This is a genomic window from Exiguobacterium sp. s7, from assembly GCF_018618195.1.
Lineage (GTDB): Bacteria > Bacillota > Bacilli > Exiguobacteriales > Exiguobacteriaceae > Exiguobacterium > Exiguobacterium mexicanum_A.
On record NZ_JACSLO010000001.1, the window covers coordinates 481,032 to 501,588 of the forward strand.

The 20,557-nt window shown below is 51.2% G+C and carries 27 protein-coding genes; 18 read left to right on the plus strand and 9 right to left on the minus strand.

Going from position 1 to position 20,557, the window contains the following annotated elements:
* Positions 1–5: 5 nt before the first annotated feature.
* A complete protein-coding gene (locus KNP79_RS02470) occupies positions 6–317 on the minus strand; it encodes a hypothetical protein (protein WP_021067357.1) in 312 nt (103 codons plus the stop codon).
* Positions 318–498: 181 nt separating this feature from the next.
* Between KNP79_RS02470 and KNP79_RS02475 the strand changes: the two genes are divergently transcribed.
* From KNP79_RS02475 to KNP79_RS02515, 9 genes are all read left to right on the plus strand, one after another.
* Positions 499–1,362: a cation diffusion facilitator family transporter gene (locus tag KNP79_RS02475; RefSeq protein WP_034777531.1), complete on the plus strand. Its 864-nt coding sequence runs from the start codon at positions 499–501 to the stop codon at positions 1,360–1,362.
* An 86-nt stretch (positions 1,363–1,448) separates the two neighbouring features.
* Entirely contained in the window at positions 1,449–1,925 is a 477-nt protein-coding gene (locus KNP79_RS02480; protein ID WP_138859460.1) for a GNAT family N-acetyltransferase, read from the plus strand.
* A 47-nt stretch (positions 1,926–1,972) separates the two neighbouring features.
* Positions 1,973–2,959: a LacI family DNA-binding transcriptional regulator gene (locus tag KNP79_RS02485; protein ID WP_215191159.1), complete on the plus strand. Its 987-nt coding sequence runs from the start codon at positions 1,973–1,975 to the stop codon at positions 2,957–2,959.
* Between the two features lie 109 nt (positions 2,960–3,068).
* Positions 3,069–4,013: a carbohydrate kinase family protein gene (locus KNP79_RS02490; protein WP_215191161.1), complete on the plus strand. Its 945-nt coding sequence runs from the start codon at positions 3,069–3,071 to the stop codon at positions 4,011–4,013.
* Entirely contained in the window at positions 4,010–5,440 is a 1,431-nt protein-coding gene (locus KNP79_RS02495) for a sucrose-specific PTS transporter subunit IIBC (RefSeq protein ID WP_034777535.1), read from the plus strand. Before KNP79_RS02490 ends, KNP79_RS02495 begins: the two co-directional genes overlap by 4 nt.
* A gap of 18 nt (positions 5,441–5,458) precedes the next feature.
* Positions 5,459–6,877: a sucrose-6-phosphate hydrolase gene (locus KNP79_RS02500; protein WP_215191163.1), complete on the plus strand. Its 1,419-nt coding sequence runs from the start codon at positions 5,459–5,461 to the stop codon at positions 6,875–6,877.
* Positions 6,878–6,984: 107 nt separating this feature from the next.
* On the plus strand, positions 6,985–7,272 hold the full coding sequence (locus tag KNP79_RS02505; protein WP_215191203.1) for a hypothetical protein: 288 nt from the start codon (positions 6,985–6,987) through the stop codon (positions 7,270–7,272).
* 81 nt (positions 7,273–7,353) lie between these two features.
* A complete protein-coding gene (locus tag KNP79_RS02510) occupies positions 7,354–7,770 on the plus strand; it encodes a YhfM domain-containing protein (RefSeq protein WP_034777539.1) in 417 nt (138 codons plus the stop codon).
* 77 nt (positions 7,771–7,847) lie between these two features.
* Entirely contained in the window at positions 7,848–8,267 is a 420-nt protein-coding gene (locus KNP79_RS02515) for a YhfM domain-containing protein (RefSeq protein WP_215191164.1), read from the plus strand.
* Between the two features lie 22 nt (positions 8,268–8,289).
* On the opposite strand, the gene KNP79_RS02520 is transcribed toward KNP79_RS02515, so the two are convergent.
* Positions 8,290–9,135: an alpha/beta fold hydrolase gene (locus tag KNP79_RS02520; RefSeq protein ID WP_215191166.1), complete on the minus strand. Its 846-nt coding sequence runs from the start codon at positions 9,133–9,135 to the stop codon at positions 8,290–8,292.
* Between the two features lie 115 nt (positions 9,136–9,250).
* Between KNP79_RS02520 and KNP79_RS02525 the strand changes: the two genes are divergently transcribed.
* From KNP79_RS02525 to KNP79_RS02535, 3 genes are all read left to right on the plus strand, one after another.
* Positions 9,251–10,246 (plus strand): helix-turn-helix transcriptional regulator, encoded by a 996-nt coding sequence (locus KNP79_RS02525; protein ID WP_034777546.1) that lies wholly within the window; start codon positions 9,251–9,253, stop codon positions 10,244–10,246.
* A 219-nt stretch (positions 10,247–10,465) separates the two neighbouring features.
* A complete protein-coding gene (locus tag KNP79_RS02530) occupies positions 10,466–11,326 on the plus strand; it encodes a metal-dependent hydrolase (RefSeq protein ID WP_214711048.1) in 861 nt (286 codons plus the stop codon).
* 9 nt (positions 11,327–11,335) lie between these two features.
* Complete coding sequence (locus tag KNP79_RS02535; RefSeq protein ID WP_138859450.1) at positions 11,336–12,094, plus strand: DUF817 domain-containing protein; 759 nt, start codon at positions 11,336–11,338, stop codon at positions 12,092–12,094.
* A gap of 41 nt (positions 12,095–12,135) precedes the next feature.
* Here KNP79_RS02535 and KNP79_RS02540 read toward each other — a convergent pair whose 3' ends face one another.
* Entirely contained in the window at positions 12,136–12,543 is a 408-nt protein-coding gene (locus tag KNP79_RS02540) for a hypothetical protein (protein ID WP_029595535.1), read from the minus strand.
* 75 nt (positions 12,544–12,618) lie between these two features.
* On the opposite strand from KNP79_RS02540, the gene KNP79_RS02545 reads away from it, so the two are divergent.
* The 4 genes from KNP79_RS02545 (at position 12,619) to KNP79_RS02560 (ending at position 15,556) form a co-directional block, all read left to right on the plus strand.
* On the plus strand, positions 12,619–13,032 hold the full coding sequence (locus tag KNP79_RS02545) for a hypothetical protein (RefSeq protein WP_035385672.1): 414 nt from the start codon (positions 12,619–12,621) through the stop codon (positions 13,030–13,032).
* Between the two features lie 307 nt (positions 13,033–13,339).
* Positions 13,340–14,200, plus strand: coding sequence for an ABC transporter permease subunit (locus tag KNP79_RS02550; RefSeq protein WP_214799754.1), 861 nt, complete (start codon positions 13,340–13,342; stop codon positions 14,198–14,200).
* The gene (locus tag KNP79_RS02555) at positions 14,200–15,258 is read left to right on the plus strand and encodes an ABC transporter permease (RefSeq protein WP_131472536.1); all 1,059 of its coding nucleotides are present in this window, start codon (positions 14,200–14,202) and stop codon (positions 15,256–15,258) included. Before KNP79_RS02550 ends, KNP79_RS02555 begins: the two co-directional genes overlap by 1 nt.
* A gap of 55 nt (positions 15,259–15,313) precedes the next feature.
* Positions 15,314–15,556, plus strand: coding sequence for a hypothetical protein (locus KNP79_RS02560; RefSeq protein ID WP_165569448.1), 243 nt, complete (start codon positions 15,314–15,316; stop codon positions 15,554–15,556).
* Between the two features lie 149 nt (positions 15,557–15,705).
* Here the strand turns inward: KNP79_RS02560 and arr are convergent, their stop codons facing one another.
* Both arr and KNP79_RS02570 read right to left on the minus strand, forming a co-directional pair.
* Complete coding sequence (gene arr / locus KNP79_RS02565; protein ID WP_029595530.1) at positions 15,706–16,122, minus strand: NAD(+)--rifampin ADP-ribosyltransferase; 417 nt, start codon at positions 16,120–16,122, stop codon at positions 15,706–15,708.
* 140 nt (positions 16,123–16,262) lie between these two features.
* Complete coding sequence (locus KNP79_RS02570) at positions 16,263–16,709, minus strand: GNAT family N-acetyltransferase (protein WP_029595529.1); 447 nt, start codon at positions 16,707–16,709, stop codon at positions 16,263–16,265.
* 93 nt (positions 16,710–16,802) lie between these two features.
* Here KNP79_RS02570 and KNP79_RS02575 point away from each other — a divergent pair, with 93 nt between their 5' ends.
* Positions 16,803–17,321: a Rossmann-fold NAD(P)-binding domain-containing protein gene (locus KNP79_RS02575; RefSeq protein ID WP_131472540.1), complete on the plus strand. Its 519-nt coding sequence runs from the start codon at positions 16,803–16,805 to the stop codon at positions 17,319–17,321.
* A gap of 323 nt (positions 17,322–17,644) precedes the next feature.
* Here the strand turns inward: KNP79_RS02575 and KNP79_RS02580 are convergent, their stop codons facing one another.
* Entirely contained in the window at positions 17,645–18,481 is an 837-nt protein-coding gene (locus KNP79_RS02580) for a GGDEF domain-containing protein (protein ID WP_029595527.1), read from the minus strand.
* 101 nt (positions 18,482–18,582) lie between these two features.
* Positions 18,583–18,828, minus strand: a complete 246-nt coding sequence (locus tag KNP79_RS02585) for a hypothetical protein (protein ID WP_131472542.1) — start codon at positions 18,826–18,828, stop codon at positions 18,583–18,585.
* A 10-nt stretch (positions 18,829–18,838) separates the two neighbouring features.
* Between KNP79_RS02585 and KNP79_RS02590 the strand changes: the two genes are divergently transcribed.
* Positions 18,839–19,093: a hypothetical protein gene (locus KNP79_RS02590; protein ID WP_029595526.1), complete on the plus strand. Its 255-nt coding sequence runs from the start codon at positions 18,839–18,841 to the stop codon at positions 19,091–19,093.
* 61 nt (positions 19,094–19,154) lie between these two features.
* On the opposite strand, the gene KNP79_RS02595 is transcribed toward KNP79_RS02590, so the two are convergent.
* On the minus strand, positions 19,155–20,378 hold the full coding sequence (locus KNP79_RS02595; protein WP_131472544.1) for an MFS transporter: 1,224 nt from the start codon (positions 20,376–20,378) through the stop codon (positions 19,155–19,157).
* Positions 20,375–20,557: hypothetical protein (locus KNP79_RS02600; protein ID WP_215191168.1), on the minus strand; the 183-nt coding region annotated here is incomplete at its 5' end. The genes KNP79_RS02600 and KNP79_RS02595, both read right to left, overlap by 4 nt.

Genomic DNA, 20,557 nt, shown 5'->3' on the forward strand with positions numbered 1-20,557 from the left:
GCGTCTCATTTTTTCTTGCTGAGTAAATCCGATAACTCGTCGATGAGTGCCTTGTGGGAGGCAAGTTCTTTCTTCTTCTCGTCGTTCGGGTTAATCGGGCGTTTCGAGCGGCTCTGGAGCGCCTCGAGCGTCTCATCGATTGACGATTTGAGCGTGTCACGATCTTCCGGCTTGAGGGTGACCTCATGCGGGTTTTCACCGCTCGCGTCGAGTTCGCGAAGACGAGCCATCAATTGTTTTGCTTCTCGGTTCAAATCAGCGAGTAATCTGTCAATTTGTTCCAAACGAAGCTTGATTCCATCACGTTCCGTAAACATTTGTTTCACCTCTTTTATGGGGATAACCCTGTTGTCTCTTCCCATTTACTTTACCATAATTTTCGAACAACGAAACTACCGGGAATATATTCCATTTTTATTGGCTGTGGGAAACACTGTTTCTCTATGCCCACATGAATCTCAACTGGTATACTGACTTAGCTAAAAAGGAGGTGGTCGGATGCAGTCGACAACTCATCCACCAAAAGCGCTTAAAGGCGCCATTTTATCGATCACGACGTATTTGGTCTTATCTGTATTAAAAGTCGTCTTCGGTTATTTGTATAATTCGGAAGCCGTCCTCGCCGACGGATTCAATAACACGACCGACATCATCGCATCAATCGCCGTCTATATCGGCATTCGCATCGCCGCACTGCCCCGAGACGCCGAACATAAATACGGTCACGCCAAAATGGAGACACTCGCCGCGCTCGTCGCATCGCTGATCATGGTCGCCGTCGGGGTGTTCGTTCTATTGAACAGCATCGCCACTCTAATCGGTGGTGAATACGTCGAACCGAACCCGCTTGCTGCTGTCGTCGCGTTCTTAAGTGCACTTGTCATGTTCGGCGTGTATGCGTACAATTCGAACTTGGCCAAGAAAACCCGGTCGCTCGCCTTGAAAGCGGCCGCGAAAGATAATTTGGCCGATGCCATGATCTCGATCGGGGCTACGCTCGGCGTTCTCTTCGCTTACTTTAAATTGCCTTGGATGGATACGGTTCTCGCCGTCTTGATTGCGGGAATGATCATCCGGACCGCGATTCAAATCTTTCTCGATGCGACACATCAGCTCTCTGACGGATTCCCGCCGGATCTCGTCGATTCCTACGAAGAGACGATTCAGCATTTCGATGCCGTCAAGGAAGTGCGTGAAATCAAAGGACGTCACCTCGGTAACCATGTCATGCTCGATGTGACGATTGCCGTTGAAGGAAGTCTCACCGTCGAGGAGGCGCACGATTTGTGTGATGACATCGAACGGGAGCTCGACGAACATCATGCTGTCGATTCGGTCCATATTCACATTGAACCGGTCTGATTTCGGTTATCTTTTGCGCTTCACGTCGCCGTTCGTATATAATGAGTTTGGAAAGACTATGAGATAACTGTTAAGGAGGGCACGGGATGGAAATCGTGCGTCAACCTATTCGTCAGATTGATGAGATCGAATATGAGCATTTTAAAAAATATGGTCAAAGTTCTTACGGCATCTCAGCCGAAGAGTTAAAAGGCATCTTTGTCGAGATGGGGGCAGAGCAGGTATACTCGGCCGATGAGCATAGTTATGGGGAGGACTTCTATTATGATCTCCTCGTTGACGGGCAAATCGTCGGAAAAGTGTTACTCTTGAAACTCGCTCGCGTCTATCAGCTCGATTTGATGGTGTTCGACGCCTTCAAGGGCAATGGCTATGCGACAGAAGGCTTGCGCCTCGCGCTCGAACAATCCGACTTAAGAGAAGGACATACCGTCCGCGCCGGCATCCCGCCGACGAGTCCACATCAGGAAGCGGTACGCCGTGTCCTTGAGAAGAACGGCTTCGAGAAACGGAACGGCCTTTACTATTTAAACTTTAAAAAGCGATATGTAATCAACCACTGAACTGACGGCGTCTGACGCGTCAGTTTTTTCGTATGGAGGTTTTACCGATGAAACAAGTGACAATCAACGACATCGCCAAACTTGCCGGGGTCGCCAAAAGTACCGTCTCTCGTTATTTGAACGGGGGTTCGGTCGGACAAGCGACACGCGAGAAAATCGAGCGGGTCATTCAAGAGACGAACTATGAACCGAACCAGTTTGCGCAAAGCTTAAAGTCGAAACAGACGAAAATGATTGGTGTCATCGTCCCTCGTCTTGATTCCTATGCGGCTTCGCGTACGATGATGGGCATCGACGAGCGGTTGACCGAGCGCGGTTATCAAATGCTTGTCGTTAACACGGCCCAACAGACCGAACGCGAGATCGAGCAGTTGTATAATTTGGCAAAGCAGAAAGTGGCCGGCATCATCTGGCTCGGGACGACCGTGACGCCGCGGCACTTGCAGGCGATCCAAGACATCCAAATCCCGGTTTTGTTGATCGGTCAAGAGCATGAACACGTCCATAGCCTCGTTTATCCCGATTTCGACGCGGCGTACGCTCTCGGACGGCAGTTCATGGATTGGGGACATCGAGACATCATCTATGTGGGCGTCGAGGAGTACGACATCGCCGTCGGTCAAACGAGACGTGACGGTTTCTTACGCGCCTTCAACGAGGCAGGGGCGGATGTGAAGACGTACACGACGTCATTTAAAATCGATGACGCGATTCCGATTGGGGCTCAGATAGGGCATGAGCTGTCGGCGTCACTTGTCGTCTGTGCGACCGACAACATCGCACTCGGCGTGTTGAAGGGACTTGCCAACGCCGGCAAAACGGTTCCAGGCGACATCTCGGTGAGTGGATTCGGCGGCTATGATTTCACCGAAGTGCTCCATCCATCAATCACGACGGTGCATCTTCCATACCGTCGGACAGGGTCTCGTGCGGCTGACATGATTCTCCAATTGTTAACAGGCGAGACCATCCCGATGAAAACGTTCACAACTTTTGAATTAAAACTGCGAGAAAGCGTTGACATTTTAAATTAAATCGATTACATTTGTGTTGCGGAACCGGTTCCGCAACATTTTTTATTTGTTTTTGGAACCGGTTCGATAAATGACACGAAGCACGACATTCAGACATGGAGGTGGACGGATGAACACCGTACATTGCATTGGTGAACTATTGATTGATTGGGTTTGCGAGGACGCATCGAGCGACCTCGTCAACGGGACGACATTCGTGAAGAAAGCGGGGGGCGCACCGGCAAACGTCGCGGCGGTCGTCAGTAAACACGGAGGAAATTCGAGTTTCCTCGGTCAAGTCGGGGCAGACCCGTTCGGACGCTTTTTAAAACAGACGCTCGTCGACAACGGCGTCGGCGTCGAAAACTTGGTGGAGGAAGGTGACACGACGTTCGCATTCGTGTCGATTCAAGAAGACGGGGAACGAGATTTCACGTTCCGACGCGGCAGCGATGGCGACTATGCCTTCGAGTCAATCGACTTGTCGGCCTTCAAGCCTGGAGACATCGTCCATTTCGGATCGGCGACGGCACTCCTCGACGGCGAGTTAAAGAACGCCTACTTTAAACTGCTCCAGTTCGCCAAGCGTGACGGCCTGTTCGTCTCGTTCGACCCGAACTACCGCGACGCGCTCGTGACCGACCTCGAGGCGTTCAAACAAGATTCGCTCCATTTCATCGCCGAAGCGGACTTCGTCAAGTTGAGCGAGGAAGAAGCGCACTTGTTGACTGGGCTTGACGATTTAGATCAAGCGATCGCGTCGCTTCTCGAAACGGGTGCGAAACGGATCGCCATCACGCTCGGCTCGCGCGGGACACTGATTGCGACGAAAGACGTCAAAGACGTCATCGCTTCAGTGAAAATTGAAAGCGTCGATTCGACGGGAGCGGGTGACGCCTTTGTCGGCGCCTACTTGTATCGCTTAGCGACTCTAGGAATCGATGACGAGCGCTTACTGAAGGATATCGAATACGCGAATGTGACCGGCGCTTTGACGTGCACGGCATACGGCGCGATTCCGGCCATACCAACACAACAACGCGTGCTTGAAACGCTAGGAGGGAAACCAGCATGAACTACAGACAAGAAGCAGAAGCGATTTTAGAGGCGATCGGCGGAAAAGACAACGTCGCCGCCGCGGCCCACTGTGCGACCCGGCTCCGCCTCGTCTTGAACGACGAATCGAAAGTCGATGAGAAGAAACTCGACGCCCTCGACGTCGTCAAAGGAACGTTCTCGACCGGTGGCCAGTACCAAATCATCATCGGACAAGGCACGGTCAACAAAGTGTACGCTGAGTTCGCCCAATTGACAGGGCTCGGCGACATGTCGACAAGCGACGTTAAGTCGGCCGGCGCGAAAAAAGGTAACCCGCTCCAACAGTTCGTCAAGATGTTGTCGGATATCTTCGTCCCAATCATCCCGGCCATCGTCGCCGGTGGTCTCTTGATGGGGATCAACAACTTGCTCACGGCACCTGATTTGTTCTTCGAAGGAAGCTCACTCATCGATCAGTACCCAGGCATCGCCGATCTCGCCGCGATGATCAACACGTTCGCCAACGCCGCCTTCGTCTTCCTGCCCGTCTTGATCGGGTTCTCCGCCGCCAAGCGGTTTGGGGGTAATCCGTACCTCGGCGCCGCGCTCGGGATGATCATGGTTCACCCGGATCTCGTCAACGCCTACGCCCAAGCGACGGTCGGCGATATCCCGGTTTGGAACATTCTCGGCTTTGAGATCGAGAAGCTCGGTTACCAAGGACAAGTGTTACCGGTCCTCGTATCTGCTTATATCTTGTCGAAACTTGAAATCAATATTCGCAAATTCATGCCAGCATCACTCGATATCTTGCTCACACCGTTGCTCTCGCTCCTCATTACGGCGTTCGTCACGTTCGCCTTCGTCGGGCCGATCACACGCGAAGCGGGTAACTTGATCATCGACGGTCTCGTTTGGACGTACGACTCACTCGGCTTCTTCGGCGGCCTCGTCATGGGTCTCTTGTACGCACCGATCGTCATCACAGGGATGCACCACAGCTTCATCGCCATCGAGACGCAACTTCTCGCCGATATCGCACGTACGGGTGGATCGTTCATCTTCCCAATCGCAGCCATGTCGAACGTCGCACAAGGTGCGGCCACACTCGCTGTCTTCTTCTTGACACGTGATAAGAAGATGAAAGGTGTCGCTTCGGCATCTGGTATCTCGGCATTGTTAGGGATTACCGAGCCGGCCATGTTCGGGGTCAACTTGAAACTACGCTATCCATTCATCGCGGCCATCATCGGTTCAGGGATCGCCTCGGCGTTCATCGTCGGACGTGAAGTCCTCGCCGTCGCCCTCGGTGCGGCTGGACTCCCAGGAATTATCTCGATCGCACCAGCGTCGATCGTCTCGTATATCATCGGTATGGCCATCGCCTTCGCGGTCGCCTTCGGATTGACGTTCGTGCTTGCGAAACGCCAAGCGAAAAAAGAAGCAGTCAAACAAGCAGCATAAGAAAAAGGAAGTGATGTTATGAGTTGGACGAAGGCAGAGCGTTACCGCTCGTTACGTGACGTGAGTGCCCTCGAGATGGAGACGCTCCGCACGAAGACGGCAGCTTCCCCGTGGCGGTTCGGATACCATATCCAACCGCCGACGGGACTCCTGAACGACCCGAACGGATTCACGTATTACAACGGAGAATATCACATGTTCTATCAGTGGTTCCCGCTCGGACCGGTACACGGTCTCAAACATTGGTATCATGTCACATCACCCGACCTCGTCACGTGGACGGACCGCGGGGTGGCGTTAGTCCCGGAGACGACCGAAGATTCACACGGTGCCTATTCAGGTAGCGGGTTCGTGAAAAACGGGGAACTCCACGTCATGTACACGGGCAATCACCGGACGGATGACTGGACGCGTCACGCCTCGCAAGTGATCGGCGTGTTGCGGGATGGCAAGATCGAACGTCGCAACGTCGCGATTCCGGACGTGCCGGCCGGGTACACGGAACATTTCCGAGACCCGAAAGTGTGGTTCGAGGACGGCGCCTATTACGCCGTCGTCGGCGCACAACGTACGGACGAGACGGGTTGCGTCGTCTTGTATCGCTCGGTCGACTTGGATGACTGGACGTTCCTCGGTGAGATTGAGACGGGACTCGATTCGTTCGGCTACATGTGGGAATGTCCCGACGTGTTCGAACTGAACGGGCAGCACGTCCTCGTCTTCTCGCCGCAAGGGATTGAACCAGACGGGCATCGCTATCACAACATCTATCAGTCCGGATTCTTGATCGGCAAACTCGACCTTAAAACGTTGACGTTTACACACGGCGCGTTCGAGGAGCTCGACTTCGGGTTTGATTTTTACGCCCCACAGACGACAGAACAGGACGGACGACGCGTGCTCGTCGGCTGGATGGGCTTACCGGAGATCGAGTATCCGACGGACCGGTTCGGCTGGGCCCACGCCTTGACGTTACCGCGTGTGCTCACAATCGAGGACGGATCGCTCAAGCAGCGTCCGGTAGCGGAGATGACAACGCTTCGCCAAGACACATTCCTCGACGCGTCCGGCACGTCAGTCAGCGTCGCGACACCGGACCGGTATGAGCTTGAGGTGAAAACGGATGGGTCAGACTTCACGCTCGACCTGCTTCAGGTCGAGAATGAGTCACTCGTCATTCGTTACGACGCGACGGCAGGCGAATTGACGATCGACCGGACGAATGCCGGTGAGCCGTTCGCGACCGAGTTTGGCACGACACGGACGAAAGCGATTCATGTGACGTCGCTTCAGGTGTTCGTCGACTCGTCAAGTGTCGAATGCTTCGTCAATGACGGTGAGGCGGTCGCCACGCTCCGCGTCTTCCCGAGCGAGCTCGAGAAACAGTTGCGCTATGAAGGCGCGACTGCGAGCCTGACCGGTTGGACATATCAATAAGGAAAAGCTGAGCTTCGGCTCGGCTTTTTTGTTTACCTACAGAATGAACTCTATATGCTATTCTAGAAATAGGGAATAAATTACATATAGCATAGGGGATGATTTACGTGTGGATGGTTTTAGGAGTACTGGCGATTGGCGCGACACTGTTCAATTTGTATACGTTCAGCATCGGGAAAGACTATAAGCTTCCGATGGCGCTTGCGTTATCGCTGACCGCATTGACTGTGTGCGCGGATTATAGCTATTTATCAGTATGGGTCGAAGCGGAGGATTGGAGTGCGTTGGCGGATGTCATACCAGGTATGGGACGAGCGTGGTGGGTCTTAACGAGCATCTCGATTCTATTGAACATGTTGCCGATTTTCTTGGAGCGAATGCGAAAACAGGCCTGAATGATCCGATGTCAAAATTTGTGAAACCTTTCGTCCGGATTTTCGTAAAAGATAACGATCAACATGAATGGGGTGGAGGGAATGAAACGAAATCGAGCCATGTTGACAGTGGCTTCGGCGATGTTCAAGGCTTTCATAGAGCCGGAGGAAAGTGAATTGGATAGAGAAGAAATGATTCAAGCGCGAGTCGCTCAGTCGTCAGGGATTGGTTCGTTCAATGAGACGGATTTCATCATGTTCAATGGAATCGAGAAAGTGAGACCGTTTGCGGACATGTTGCGCAATGCAGATGATGCGCTCGAAGATTCCATTCACGGGGAACCGGACTTTGACTTGGAGCTTCATTGGAAGGGCGGCGTGATGGCACAGTATCAGCTTTGGCTCGGTCAGAAGCAGCAACCGAGCTATTTGATGGATGTGACCCATCGACACCTCATCTACCGCGTGTCGGGAGACATGACGAATCGGTTGATTCAAGTGCTCGCGGTGGATGAGTGAACGAGTGACGTGGAATGTGAAACTTTACTTGCTTGAATCGCGTATATCAACCATATACAGACAGAGGGAGTCTATTTATGAAACATCGACATACATCAGTCTTTGCTCTCGTCACATTAACACTTACCTTGACCGGTTGTGCCTCGAACGATTTCCGGACGGATGGGATTGAAGAAGTCCTCGTCTCGGAATCGGACGGATTCAGCAGTTTTCAAGAGCGCGACATCGTCACGTTCGACGAACCGGAAGCGATTCGAGTATTCGAAGACATGCTTCGTGAGGCAGACGAAATTCCAGGTGTCGCCAATGTGGTCGGGCCGGAATACGATATCGAAATCCGCTTCGAGGACGGGGAGGCGGACCGCTATTATCTTTGGCTCAACGATGATCCGAAATCGGTCAGTAGCCTTTACGATGCGGACGACACGAACGTCGGGTACCGCCTCCCGGCTGACGTGACGGAGGAATTGATTGAACTGCTCGAGTCAGGCGACTAAAAAAGACGCCCGCATCGGCGTCTTACGAGTTAAAGCGGATAAAGCGCTCAATCTGTTGTTCGCTCTTTCGCGCTTGACGGCCGATCCAAATCAAATGGCCGGGACTGTTCAAGATGGTGAGCTGGGCGTGCGGGATGAGCCGCTTCGCGTGATGTGCGTGACGGACCGGCACGGCCTTGTCATTTTTAGAGTGGACGATATACGTGGGGCACGTCACCCCGAGCAGCGCTTCATCGGCCACTTGTTGTCGAAGGTCGAACTGGGCACCGAGACCGAACGCCATTTGGTTCGCTACTCGTTTCAATAGGAAGATATCGTACGGGGTCACTTCGTCGCGGATGACGTCTAATGCGAGCAGGCTCGTCGATTGAATCATGCGGGCCGTCGCCTCGAACGGTTGTTTTTGAATTGCGCGGGCGACGAACTGTTTCATCGCGAACTGAAGCGCGATGAACGCCGGTTGGGCGACGTTACGGCTGACGTAACTACGATACGGGAAATCGACGACGCTCGTCACCGCGGCCGCGAGCGTAAGACTGAGCGCGTGCTCGTTCTGTGACGCAAGTTCGATTGCCGTCGGCCCGCCGGCCGAGATGCCGTACACGTGATAACGCTTAATCGACATCACTTCGAGCAAACGACGTAAGTTCGCGGCGAACGCTTGCGGCGAGGCCGAAAAAGAGTACGGCGTCTCACCGTAGCCCGGACGAGACGGGACAATAACCCGAAAACCGGACACGACGAGCCGGTCCACATGGTACGGTTCGAGGCTTGACGATTGGGTCCCATGAATCAGGACGATGACCGGACCGTGACCGCGGTCCATATATTCGATTTTCGTGCCGTTGACGTGTGCATAATGTTTCACTGCAGAAGGGCCTCCTTAAACGATTTGTAATGGAAAATACCTTTATTTCATGGAAATAACATGCTACTGTCTGTTTATACATATTTTACATAAAGAAGTGAAAGGGGATTAAACCGTGAACAACCGAGAACGGTTACTCGAGGTGAGACGGTTTTTCGAACGCCATACAGATGACAACCATCCGAAGACGTTAGAAGACTTGCTCGAATATTTATCAACGATTGGAGATACTTCTAAGTTAGCAAAAAAATCAGTGAAAGACGACATCCAAGCATTGACCGATTCGGGGTTCGAGGTGCAGGATGAGCTCGAGAAGAACGGTCTCGCCAAAAAATATTGGCATTCGGCCCGTCTGTTTGAAATCCATGAACTCCGGATGATGGTCGACGCTATCGTCGCGGCGAAGTTCATCTCGGAGGACGTGACAGAGCGGATCGTCGAAAAACTTCAAAAACTGACGAGTATTCCGGAAGCGGAAACGCTCCAGTCGATCATCAAGACACCGAAGAAGAAACACGGACAGATTCCGTACCATATCGATCGCATCCAGCGCGCGATCCAAGAACAAAAGGCAATCTCGTTCCAATATACGGACGTCGTCGGCTTTGACGCCACGAAGCGAACGTTCCCGCTTCGCCGTGACGGCGAGCGTTATGTCGTCAATCCGATTGACTTGCACTGGAACCATGAGCAATATTATTTGATTGGCATCGATGAGTCGATCGGGGAAATCCGAAACTATCGCGTCGACCGCATCGTCAACTCAGAGATTGTCGAGGATGATACGCCGCGCATGAAACATCATTTGCCGGATGACTACTTCCAAAAGTCGTTCAATATGTACAACGGGCTCGACGAGGAAATCGTCCTTGCCGTCGACGAGCGCGTCCTCCCGGTCATCTTCGACAAGCTCGGCGAAGACGTCTCGATTACTCAAGACGGAGAACGCTTCCTCATCCGCTTCGATGCGGCCGTATCCGACGGGTTCGTCTTCTGGCTCTTGTCGCTCGGCACGCAAGTCGAGGTGCTCGAACCGATCACGCTCCGCGACCATTTGCGCGAGACGATCGAGGCGATGGCCGAACGATATGCGAAGGCGAGCATTCACTGAAACGATTGAAATGAAGGTATGATATACTGCTTGCGACACTTGTAGAAGGGGGACAGGCGGATGTTAGATTGGATGCCATTAATCATTCCGATTGTCGCTGTCATTTTTGTCGCTGTCGTCGCAAGACGCGCCATGAAAATGGACCAAGAGAAATAAGCTAGGACGGACATCCTTCTCGTCATGAGGGGGATGTCTTTTCCGTCCAAAAGGAGGAGACCGGTGGACACCATCACACATACGCTGTTCGGTCTGACGCTCTACGGGGCGGCCGACAAGCGAGAGCTTCAGAAAAACGAAAAACGTGCTTTGTTCGTCACGACGCTCGTCGGGAGCCAAATCCCAGATAGTGACGTCATCTCGCGGTTATGGGACACGGAAGGGATGTATCAGATGTGGCACCGCGGCATCACTCATTCGATTTTCCTCGTCCCGTTGTTCGCGCTACTCATTTACATACTCGTGCGCCTCTTGTTCAAGGTGACCGATATCCGTTACTTCTGGTGGGCGCTCTTGTCCGTGTTCATCCATAACACGGCAGACTTGTTCAACGCCTGGGGGACGGGTTACTTCGAACCGTTATCGGATGTCCGGGTCACGTTCGGTGTCATCCCGATCGTTGATTTCGTCTATTGGGGCATTTTCCTCGTCGCCTGGCTGATCGCATGGCGAACTGACATCAGTCATACGGTGTATCGCTACGCCTGGGCAGCGATCGTCGTGCACGTCTTGATTCAAAGTGCGCAAGGGGCGTACTTGTATCAGTCGTATGCCGCCGATCACGATGAAGTGGCGCTGTCGGCCTCGTTCATCCCGACCCAGTTCACGGTCGTCACAAAGACCGATGAGTCGGTGTCGATTTACAGTGACTCGGTTTATCAAGAACCCGAGGTCCAATACGAGTTGACGAGTGCGGACGATGCCGATTTGAATCCGCTCTTCGCCGAAAATAAAGAAGCGATCACGCTCAAACAGTGGTCCCCGTTCGTTGTCGTCGTCGAGGATGATGAGCGGCTCGGCCTCTACGATCCGCGCTTCTTTGACGGTGAGTCGTCATTCCTTTACGAATACATCGAATTGTAGGTGATTACGATGCGGCGCATCCGTTATTTGTTCATCTTCGGTTACGAACAGGCACTCAGTTGCATCTTCCCGGTCGCCATCTTCGGGGCGCTCGCGTTGACGAAATGGTTCGACTTTCCGATTCCGCGTTACGACGTCCTCCTCATTTGGTGCCTATTCGTCCAAGTCGTGCTCGTCAAGACCGGGCTCGAGACGATGGAAGAAGTGAAGGTCATCAGTTGGTTCCACGTTATCGGGCTCGGCCTCGAGCTGTTCAAAGTCCAGATGGGGTCATGGAGCTATCCCGACGAGGCGTTGACGAAATGGTTCGGCGTCCCGCTCTATGCGGGGTTCATGTATGCGAGCGTCGGCAGCTACGTCGTCCAGTCGTGGCGCCGCCTTGATTTGGAGTTTCTCAAGATGCCTCCACCGCTCATCGCGTTCGGCCTGGGAATCGCCATCTATTTCAACTTCTTTTGGCATCACATTTGGCTCGATTTGCGCTGGGTGTTGATTGGTCTCGTCTTTCTCGTCTTCGGCCGTGCCATCGTCACGTACCGGCTCGACGACCGCCGTTTCACGATGCCCGTCGTCGTCGCCTTCTTTTTGATTGCCTGCTTCATCTGGTTCGCGGAAAATATCGTCACGTTCTACAACGGTTGGGCATATCCGAACCAGTTGAGCGGTTGGGCGCTCGTTGACCTCGGCAAGCTGTCGTCGTGGTTCCTGCTCGTCATCATCAGCATCTTGCTCGTGGCGTGGCAGAAACGAAGACAGGAGCTCTCATGAAAAAACGTGTGCACCCGCTTCGGGTTGCACACGTTTTTTGGTTACGTCGTTCGTTGTTTGGAGCGGGCGACCATATGGACGATGAACACATAGAGCGGGAACGTGAATGTGAGCGCGATGATCAATAGCCCGACGACCCGACTTGGCCATGCCGCTTCATTTGGAGCGGGGACGATTCGCGTCCAGACGTATGTGAACAGCGTCAAATAAGGGAGCCATAAGACATACAGGGATAGGTTCCATGGTGAAGGGGCGAGTTGCCTGATTCGTTTAACGATGAGCCGCGTGAACACGAAGAGTGAAATAAGGCCGATTATAGTGATGGCTGGAAAATATGCATCACCCATTAACAAATGAATCCGTCCGCTGTTGGCGAGTAGTTGAATGTTTAAAAGTAGGCAGAGTGCGAGCAGGATGGAGAGGTTTTGTACTTTGAGAAAGTGTGTCATGAAGGTCTCCTTGAAAATGAAATGGTGATGAAACTTTGTCTGGCAGCACCCGTATAAAAAGATGAGGTGATAAGTTTGATTGATATAATTGGGTTTTGGTGTATTGCGCTCGCACTTATGGGTGCGACGATCATGTATTTCGTCCAATGGTGGAGAGGACGAAAGTTAGGAAAGTTGTTTGCGTCTATTGGATCGCTCGTGCTAGTCATTCTAGTGTTGCTCGTGACGGTTCCAGACACATATGATCGGATTCATAGTCGCTACAAGACAGAGACGGGAATGTGCTATGTAATCGATAACGGTGCTAAAGCCCGTGATATCGATGTATATTTGAATGGCGTACCGCACGAAACGCGCAATCGTCCCGATATCCCGTTCGGTCCTGGTATTGAATATGAATGCACAATCACGCTCACGCAGGAGTTGAAGACGCTCGTCGACTATGAGTTACGGTCTGAAGATGGTGACGTTCTATTTTCAACATACTAAGGTGTTCCTTTCATGAAGGACTACTTTTTTATTTGCTTATTGATTGGGATGTTCAATGTAGCTAGCACATTTAAAGTTGTCTCAGAGTATGTGCGTAATTTAAAGATAGCATAATTCACCTCCTTATTTTTTGAATATTGTTATTATTTACAATATTACTGTGATAGAATCAAAAAACACACATATGGTTTTATTTTACTTTTGTATCGAGAAAATGTTTTATTTTGGAGAGAGTTCTTTTTGACTGTGTTTTAGGCGGCTAATCATTGAGAGAATAGAAACTCATGTCACAAAAGGAGAGAATCGGATGAATTGGATTGCTCAAAAATCGGCTCAGTTTTTCATCACGCTATTTGTATTGATTGCAATCAGTGCCTTGCCGTCACTCGTCGTGGAACTCGAGTTCGTGCCATCAAATTACTGGAACGGGATTCAACAACAATTCAGTCAGTTGGCGAAACTCGACGAGATTACATACTACAACGTCACCGCACAACGCGAGTTACCGTTATTGCCAGACCTCGCCCCGCTCATGAAAGAGACGGTCATCATCTTTATGACGTCACTCATCGTCTCGGTCGGGTTCGCCCTTCTGTACGCCTATTTCTTTTATCGGAGCGGGAAGCGCGTGCGCACGGTGCTCCAGCAAACGAGCCAGACGCTCGAGATGATCCCGGATTTGTTTTGGCTCATCTTCTCGCAATTTCTTGCCATCACGATTTATAAGAAGACAGGGTTCGATCGAATTGAAGTCGCAGGTGGGTTCGCCGAATACATACGCTTTTTGCCGATTGTGACGTTGACGCTCACGATTCTGTTCTTCTTCCTCAAGTGGTTGACGAAACATATCCTCGAGGAGGAGGTGTCGTTGTTTCTCGAACTGGCCCGGGCCAAAGGCGTCAGACCGGCCGCCCTGTTCTGGAGACATTTGCTCCCGAATTTGGTGTATCGCTTCTACCTCTTTTTCCGTTCGAACTTGATCACGGTGCTATCGAGTCTGTTGATTATCGAGTATTTGTTTAACGTCCAAGGTATTTTCCGGTTCGCCGTCTATAACCCGGTCATGCCGATTCTGCTCGTCATCTTGTTGGTCGTTTATATCCCGATCTTCCTATTGGATTTAGTAGCGGAATGGCTCATTCCGAATGCCTGGAAAGGAGGGATCTGATGCGTCGTGCACTCCTGCGCGATCCGATATTTATGATTGGATTCGTGATATTTGTCAGCTTGTTGTTACTCAGTATCGGCAATACCGTATTCCGTGATGGCCAAGTCGATCAATTCTTGAACCGTTACTCCGACGAAGGTCGGTTGATTGGCATCCCGCCACTCGAACCTTCGAAAGATCAGTGGTTCGGTACCGACCGGGCCGGGAACGATTTGTTCCAAATGATGATTGAAGGCTTCAAGTGGACGGTTGGTATTTGTGCGATTGTTGCGCTCGGACGAATGGCGTTCGGCCTATTGATTGGGATTCCACTCGCGTTTCGCGGGGCGCGCGTGAACCGAATCTTTAAAATGCTGTTAGATGGGTTTTTGATTCTACCGATTTCCCTTCTTGCCATGATGATGCTGTTTTCGTCCCTGTTGTTCGCAGACTCGACGATGGTGCCACCGCTAGTTGATCGCGTGACGCTTCAATTGACGGTCTTCGTGTTGCTCGGTCTACCTGCCGTCACGCTGTACTTGATTACAGAAATCCGGCAGTTGCTCCAACAAGAGTTTATGATTGTCGCCGAGACGTTAGGCGGCAGCGTCTGGCATCGAGTGAGGCGACACCTGTGGCCGCACCTCGTCCCGACGATGGTGATCGTCTTCATGCAACAGTTTGTGCAAACATTGATGTTACTCATTCATCTGTCCTTGTTCGGCGTCTTTTTCGGAGGGACCATTTACTTATTCGAAGGTGTGATGCCGACACTGTTTGAATGGTCGTCGATGTTCGGCTATTATTTCAAGCAGTTCACGGCGACGACCTGGATGACGAGTCACATGTTCCTCGTCCCTGCGATTGGATTGTCGATGCTCGTCTTCCTCAGTAACTTGCTGACGAGTCGCCTCGAGCGGGCGTTTCGGTTACGGCGACAAGAAGCGGTCATCACGGAAGAGACGATGTCTCAAGCCGAGGCAGCGGCCGCGTCGCTCGCCGAGCCGTTCACACTTGTGCATGCGGATGGCTCATTTCAAAAGATGAATCAAAAGAAAGCGGACGGCATCACACACTGATGTCATCCGCTTTCTTTTAGTACTTGATTATCGTAAAACTAAGGAGGTAAAGATGGTGAACACGAAGTCGTTTATGCTCGTTTTTGTCTCGGTGTACTTGTTAATGAGTCTTCCTTCAATGTTAGGAATCGGTTATGTGATTGATTGGATTCCGGAAGCCGCTTTATTGCAAAAGCTGAAGGGATATGTGATTGATGGTTTTACTCACAACTCTCTTTTTAAAATTGTGTTCTCAGCCATCGCGAGTGGGATTTTTACTTTCTTTTCATCAAGACGGATAGCCAGTCATAGTGATTGAATTCGCTCAGTATTATGAGAAACCTATGATAAATTAATCTTCAGATTGTGATTTGACTCGATTAATCCATGCATTAAGCTTGTTATAATCGATTTCTCCAGAATATCAGCGCTTCCTGTACGATTTATTCAAGGTGTATCTACTTCGTGTCAGTCTTCAATCATATCTTCTCCAGCGTGTCGCAGTTTCTCAAGTGAGTCGCGCATATGCGCGATCACATCGTCAAGGTGGCGTTCCCAAGCCCCGAGTTCGGCTACGACTTTGAGCGGGGCGTTCGACCGGTACGACCGGGTCGGATTTCCGGGGAAGCGCTTGTCCGTCAAGTTCGGATCGTTCTCGAAGTCGCCCGTCGGTTCGACGACGTAGATTCGTTCACGCGCATTTCCGCTCGCCAGTTCGGCTCCCCACTTGGCGGCGTCGAGAGTGGCCGTGAAATAGATGTAGTTCGACTGCTTGTCTTGATAGTTCGAGCGTCGCTTCGGTTCAAGCAAGTCTCCAAGTTTCAGTTCGGCTTTCGTTCCGTGGAAAAACGGGCCGGGGTCGAGCGGTTTCATGTCATCGGTCATGCTTTATCTCTCCTTCAGTCAGGCTGTCTTCACAGTATAGTGGATGGATTTAGGAGAACACAGTCTGTTTTTGGTTCGAGAATCGCGATATAATAAAGACAGGAAGAGCGTTCGGCTCTTCCTTTTTTGTTACATAGAATTCAAAGCTGTTTTCGGAACGAATAGCTCGTGATGGCGTAGTCCATCTTGTCTTTATAAAAGCGATGCGCCTCGGTCCTTGCCAGTCCGGACTCGAGGGCGACATATTTGGCACCACTGTCGCGTGCGTATTCATGAATGAAGTGAAGCAACATCTCGCCATATCCCTTCGAGCGATGGTTCACGCACGTCACGAGGTCGTAAATGAAGACGTGTTTCTCGAGATATAGATTGACGCGGAGCTCAATCCCCGCAAGCGAGACGATGACATCGTCGGCGTATAACGCATATAGTTCATACCCTTGTGGTCGCATGGCGGCGACGAGATCGCGATAGGCGTCGAGCGTCAAGTCGGTGCGCAGTTGATTCATGACTGGGAACGATTCATCGAGTTCGTGTGGCGACTCGATTGGTTTGATGGAATAGATGGTCGATGGAATGGGAATCATGCCTCCTTGAGGGGGGTGTTATATGTAGATTTCGCTTTCGTAAGTCAGGATTCCTTTCCTTACTTATAAACGGACAGAAGGGACAGATATATCGTGAAACATGCGTTAGTGATCGGCGGCAGCGGGATGCTGGCGGGGACGGTCCTTTGGTTGGAAGAGGTTGGCTATCACGTGTCCATCATCGGACGGGATGCCGAGAAAATGAGCCGATTGACCGAACAAACACCCGACCGACTGTCTGCCGTATTGGTCGACTATCGGGACGACTTGCGTCTCAAGGAAGCGCTGCGAAGTTCGATTGCGGATCACGGAGATTTCGACTTGGTCGTTGCCTGGGTTCATTCGGACGCAGCTGACGCCTTAACGTGTGTGTTGTCAGCACTACGAGGGGGAACGGACGTGTTCCATGTTCTCGGTAGTCGCGCCAACTCGAGCGGTGTGAGAAACGGGCTGACGATCACTGAAGACGTCCGTTATCACCAAGTGCAACTCGGTTTTCAAGTCGTGAAGGGGGAGAGCCGCTGGTTGACGCATAAAGAGATTGCCGGAGGCGTGATCGAGGCGATTCAAGGGAAGGAACCTCTCCATTTAGTCGGAAATGTAACGAGATGAAACGATTAACAATAATAAACTGAAGTGATAAAAGGTCGAACGATACATATGAAAATGCTCTTCGGGCAACCTAGATAGAGTATCATCTAGAGCGATTTAGATAAGAAATTGAATTGGGTTAACTCTGTGAAGGACTTGATGCTGTATCCAAATGGAAATTCTGAGTTTGCGTATAATGGGCTTGGATAGACGTTACAGACAGCAGTCGTGATGGAGAATCGAAACGGCTAAATGTGGGGTAAAATCGATATGATGACACAAAAACCTTGAATGCGCACTTTTATTAAGTGTCGATCATTCAAGGTTTTATTATCAGGTATTTCTCAACTAGTCGACGATGCCTTCGCAACGATTTTATCAACGACCGTGTTACAATTTTCTTGATTCACCTCATAAAACGTATCCTCATACGTCAATGACACGTGTTTACCGCTTTGAAGCTCATACTGTTCTAGTAGCGGACGAATCCGGTCATGGACGACTTGTGCGGCTTTTTGTGACGTGTAGGGGAAGATGATGGCGAACGTATCGACTGCGATCCGATACTTGTGATCGGTTCGTCTTGTTGCCATATGGAGCTCGTCACTGAAATAATTCAAGAACCATTCATATTCAGTTCGTCCGTAATGTTCCTTGAAACGAGCGAAGTCATTCAAGTGAATGAACGAGACTGAGAATGAGCCACCGTGGCGAATGAGACGGTCTCGTTCCGCACTCAAGTCCATCCGAAATCGCTCGGTATTATCAAGCCACGTCTCTGGATCGACCGCAATCAATTGTCGCGCTTGTTCCTCTAACTCGTGCCGGGACAGTTGAACGGTGTTCACGAGTTGATGAACGAGACCAGACAGAATGGACATGACGAGAAGCAGAATCGTAAAACTGATGCCTCTGGCGTTAAAAAACTGAACGTTTCCTGTTTCGTAAATGGACGCGAGCCATCGGAAATAGATGAATAAAAAGAGGAGGAGCGTGACAGACAGAGTCAGCCCAGCTCGCATCCCGAAGATGAGAGAAGAGAGTATGATGGTGGGTAAAATCAAGTAGCCGAGAAGACCGGTGTTACTTTCAGACAAAAGGACGATATAAGCCATCGTACCGACAATCATACAAGCGATGAGACCGAACAAATAAATCGATTCATTAGTCCATTGCTTCATGTTCACCCCTCCATCTGTCTTGAATCGGCTCACGATGAGCCACCTCTTCAATTACCCGCTATATATGCGGAATAACCAATCAAAGATGTCCGTCACCTTCATTATAAAACATTAGACTGGAACGACGAGATCGTTTTTCGAATCGGAGCGAGTGCGTTCTTCGGGATTAAGTAAACGACACCACCGACACAGATGCCGGTGGTGTCGTCAGTTATGTGGCAAGGGTGGTCTGGCCATCGTGAATCAACGTGTCGATCGATTCGCTTCATCGCGCCCGTCACTTCAAAGTCGAACACATGGATCGGAAGATGATTGTCTCTGGCGAGGAGGAGTGACGAGTGATCCATCGCCTATGCGATGCCGTTATATGTGATCGGACGCGACGCCGATTATGAAGTCGCACAAGGCATGTTAAACGGTTTGCCTGAATCTGAGTTAAGGTTATTAGAAGCAACGTGGCATCAACTCATTCGTGAACAAACGATGCTCGCAACGACTAGCAAGCTGGTGATTGCGGAACAGGCATCGCATGCCATTCAATTAGATCGTCCGGATGTCATTGTTGCTGTGGTAGAAGAACACATTGATCAGATGACTCAAGCGATACAATAAGCCGATTGAGAGGATGGTCTCAATCGGCTCTTTCTGTTGTTTCGCCAACACTATAACCGCATTAGGATGCTTCCTCCTCGTGTAGAGCTGACGTATACAAAGCTTGTCTTGATCGCTCTAGTACAACCCGTACTGTGACCAAGCCGACGAGCAAGAAAGCGAGTGAAAAGGCGACATACGTCGAGCGAATCCCGACATATTCAGCGAGGAGACCGATGCCGAACGTCAACCCGATAATCAAGACGGACTCCGCTACGTTGATCACCCCGGAGAAGCGGCCCATCAGGTCGGTCGGGACATTGTTTTGATAGAACGACAAGAAGCCGGTGTTCGCGAACGACAAGGCGAACGTGAGCAGGAAGAATCCGACCGCTGCGACCACGAATGACTCGGAGAAGGCGAAGACGAGATAGCCGACAGGTGTTAGGATGGCACCGAAACTGATTAGGAACGGTAACGTCAGCCGGGCACTGAACGTCGCGTTGATGATGGAACCAGCGATAATCCCGGCTCCGGCAACACTGACGAGAAAACCGTAGCGACTCTCAGAAAAGTTGAGCACTTGCGTCGCGAACGACGCCTCGAGCGAGTCGAGCCTCGACATGAAAATCGTCATGACGCAGAATAGGCCATAGACGAGTGTCACGTAACGCATGGTCGATGCGAATCGGACGACCGTTTTCCAATCATCGAGAATCATGCGCAGGTTGAACACTTCGACTTCGTCGCGGGCCGTGAACAACTTCGGTAGTAGGGAGAGGATTCCGACAGACACGAGCAACGCCAGCGCGTTCAATTGTATCGCGAGCGCGGGTGTACCGATCATGAACAACAATCCCGCGATGGCCGGGCCTAAGATGAATCCGGCCGATTGGACGAAATTTTTCATGGCGTTGAACCGTTGACGGTCACCGCTTGGGACGAGCTTGGTCATGTAGACGAGGGAGGCCGATTCGAAGACGGAACTCGCGATGTTCAATAGAAACACGAGCAAGTAGATGAGCGCGAGTGAGTCGATGAAAGCGAGACTGAAGACGACGACGGCGCGGAGCGCATCAAGCCACATCATCAAGCGGCGTGTATCGGTACGGTCGATGACCGAGCCTGACCAAACGTTCGCGCATAGTGCCGCGAGCGGGACCAGAATGTAGTGGACCGAGACGGCGAACGGCGATTGCGTCATCTCGAGAACAATCAAGTTGAGGGCGATGAAATACACCCAGGCGCCGAGGTTCGAGATGCAGACGCCAGTTAGTAAGAGTAAAGTGTGTTTCCAAGTATTCATCGCAATCGTCCCCGTTCAAAGTAGATTTTGAACAGTATGTCACAAAAAGGCTCATCACCATAAGGTGTGGTTGACGCATAAAATCCATCAGATTTTGAATTGAACATAGAAAAAAAGCGAAAACCCCGGTATCGTAATTGTTGCTTAGACAAACCACGATTGGAGTTTTCGCTTTGTCC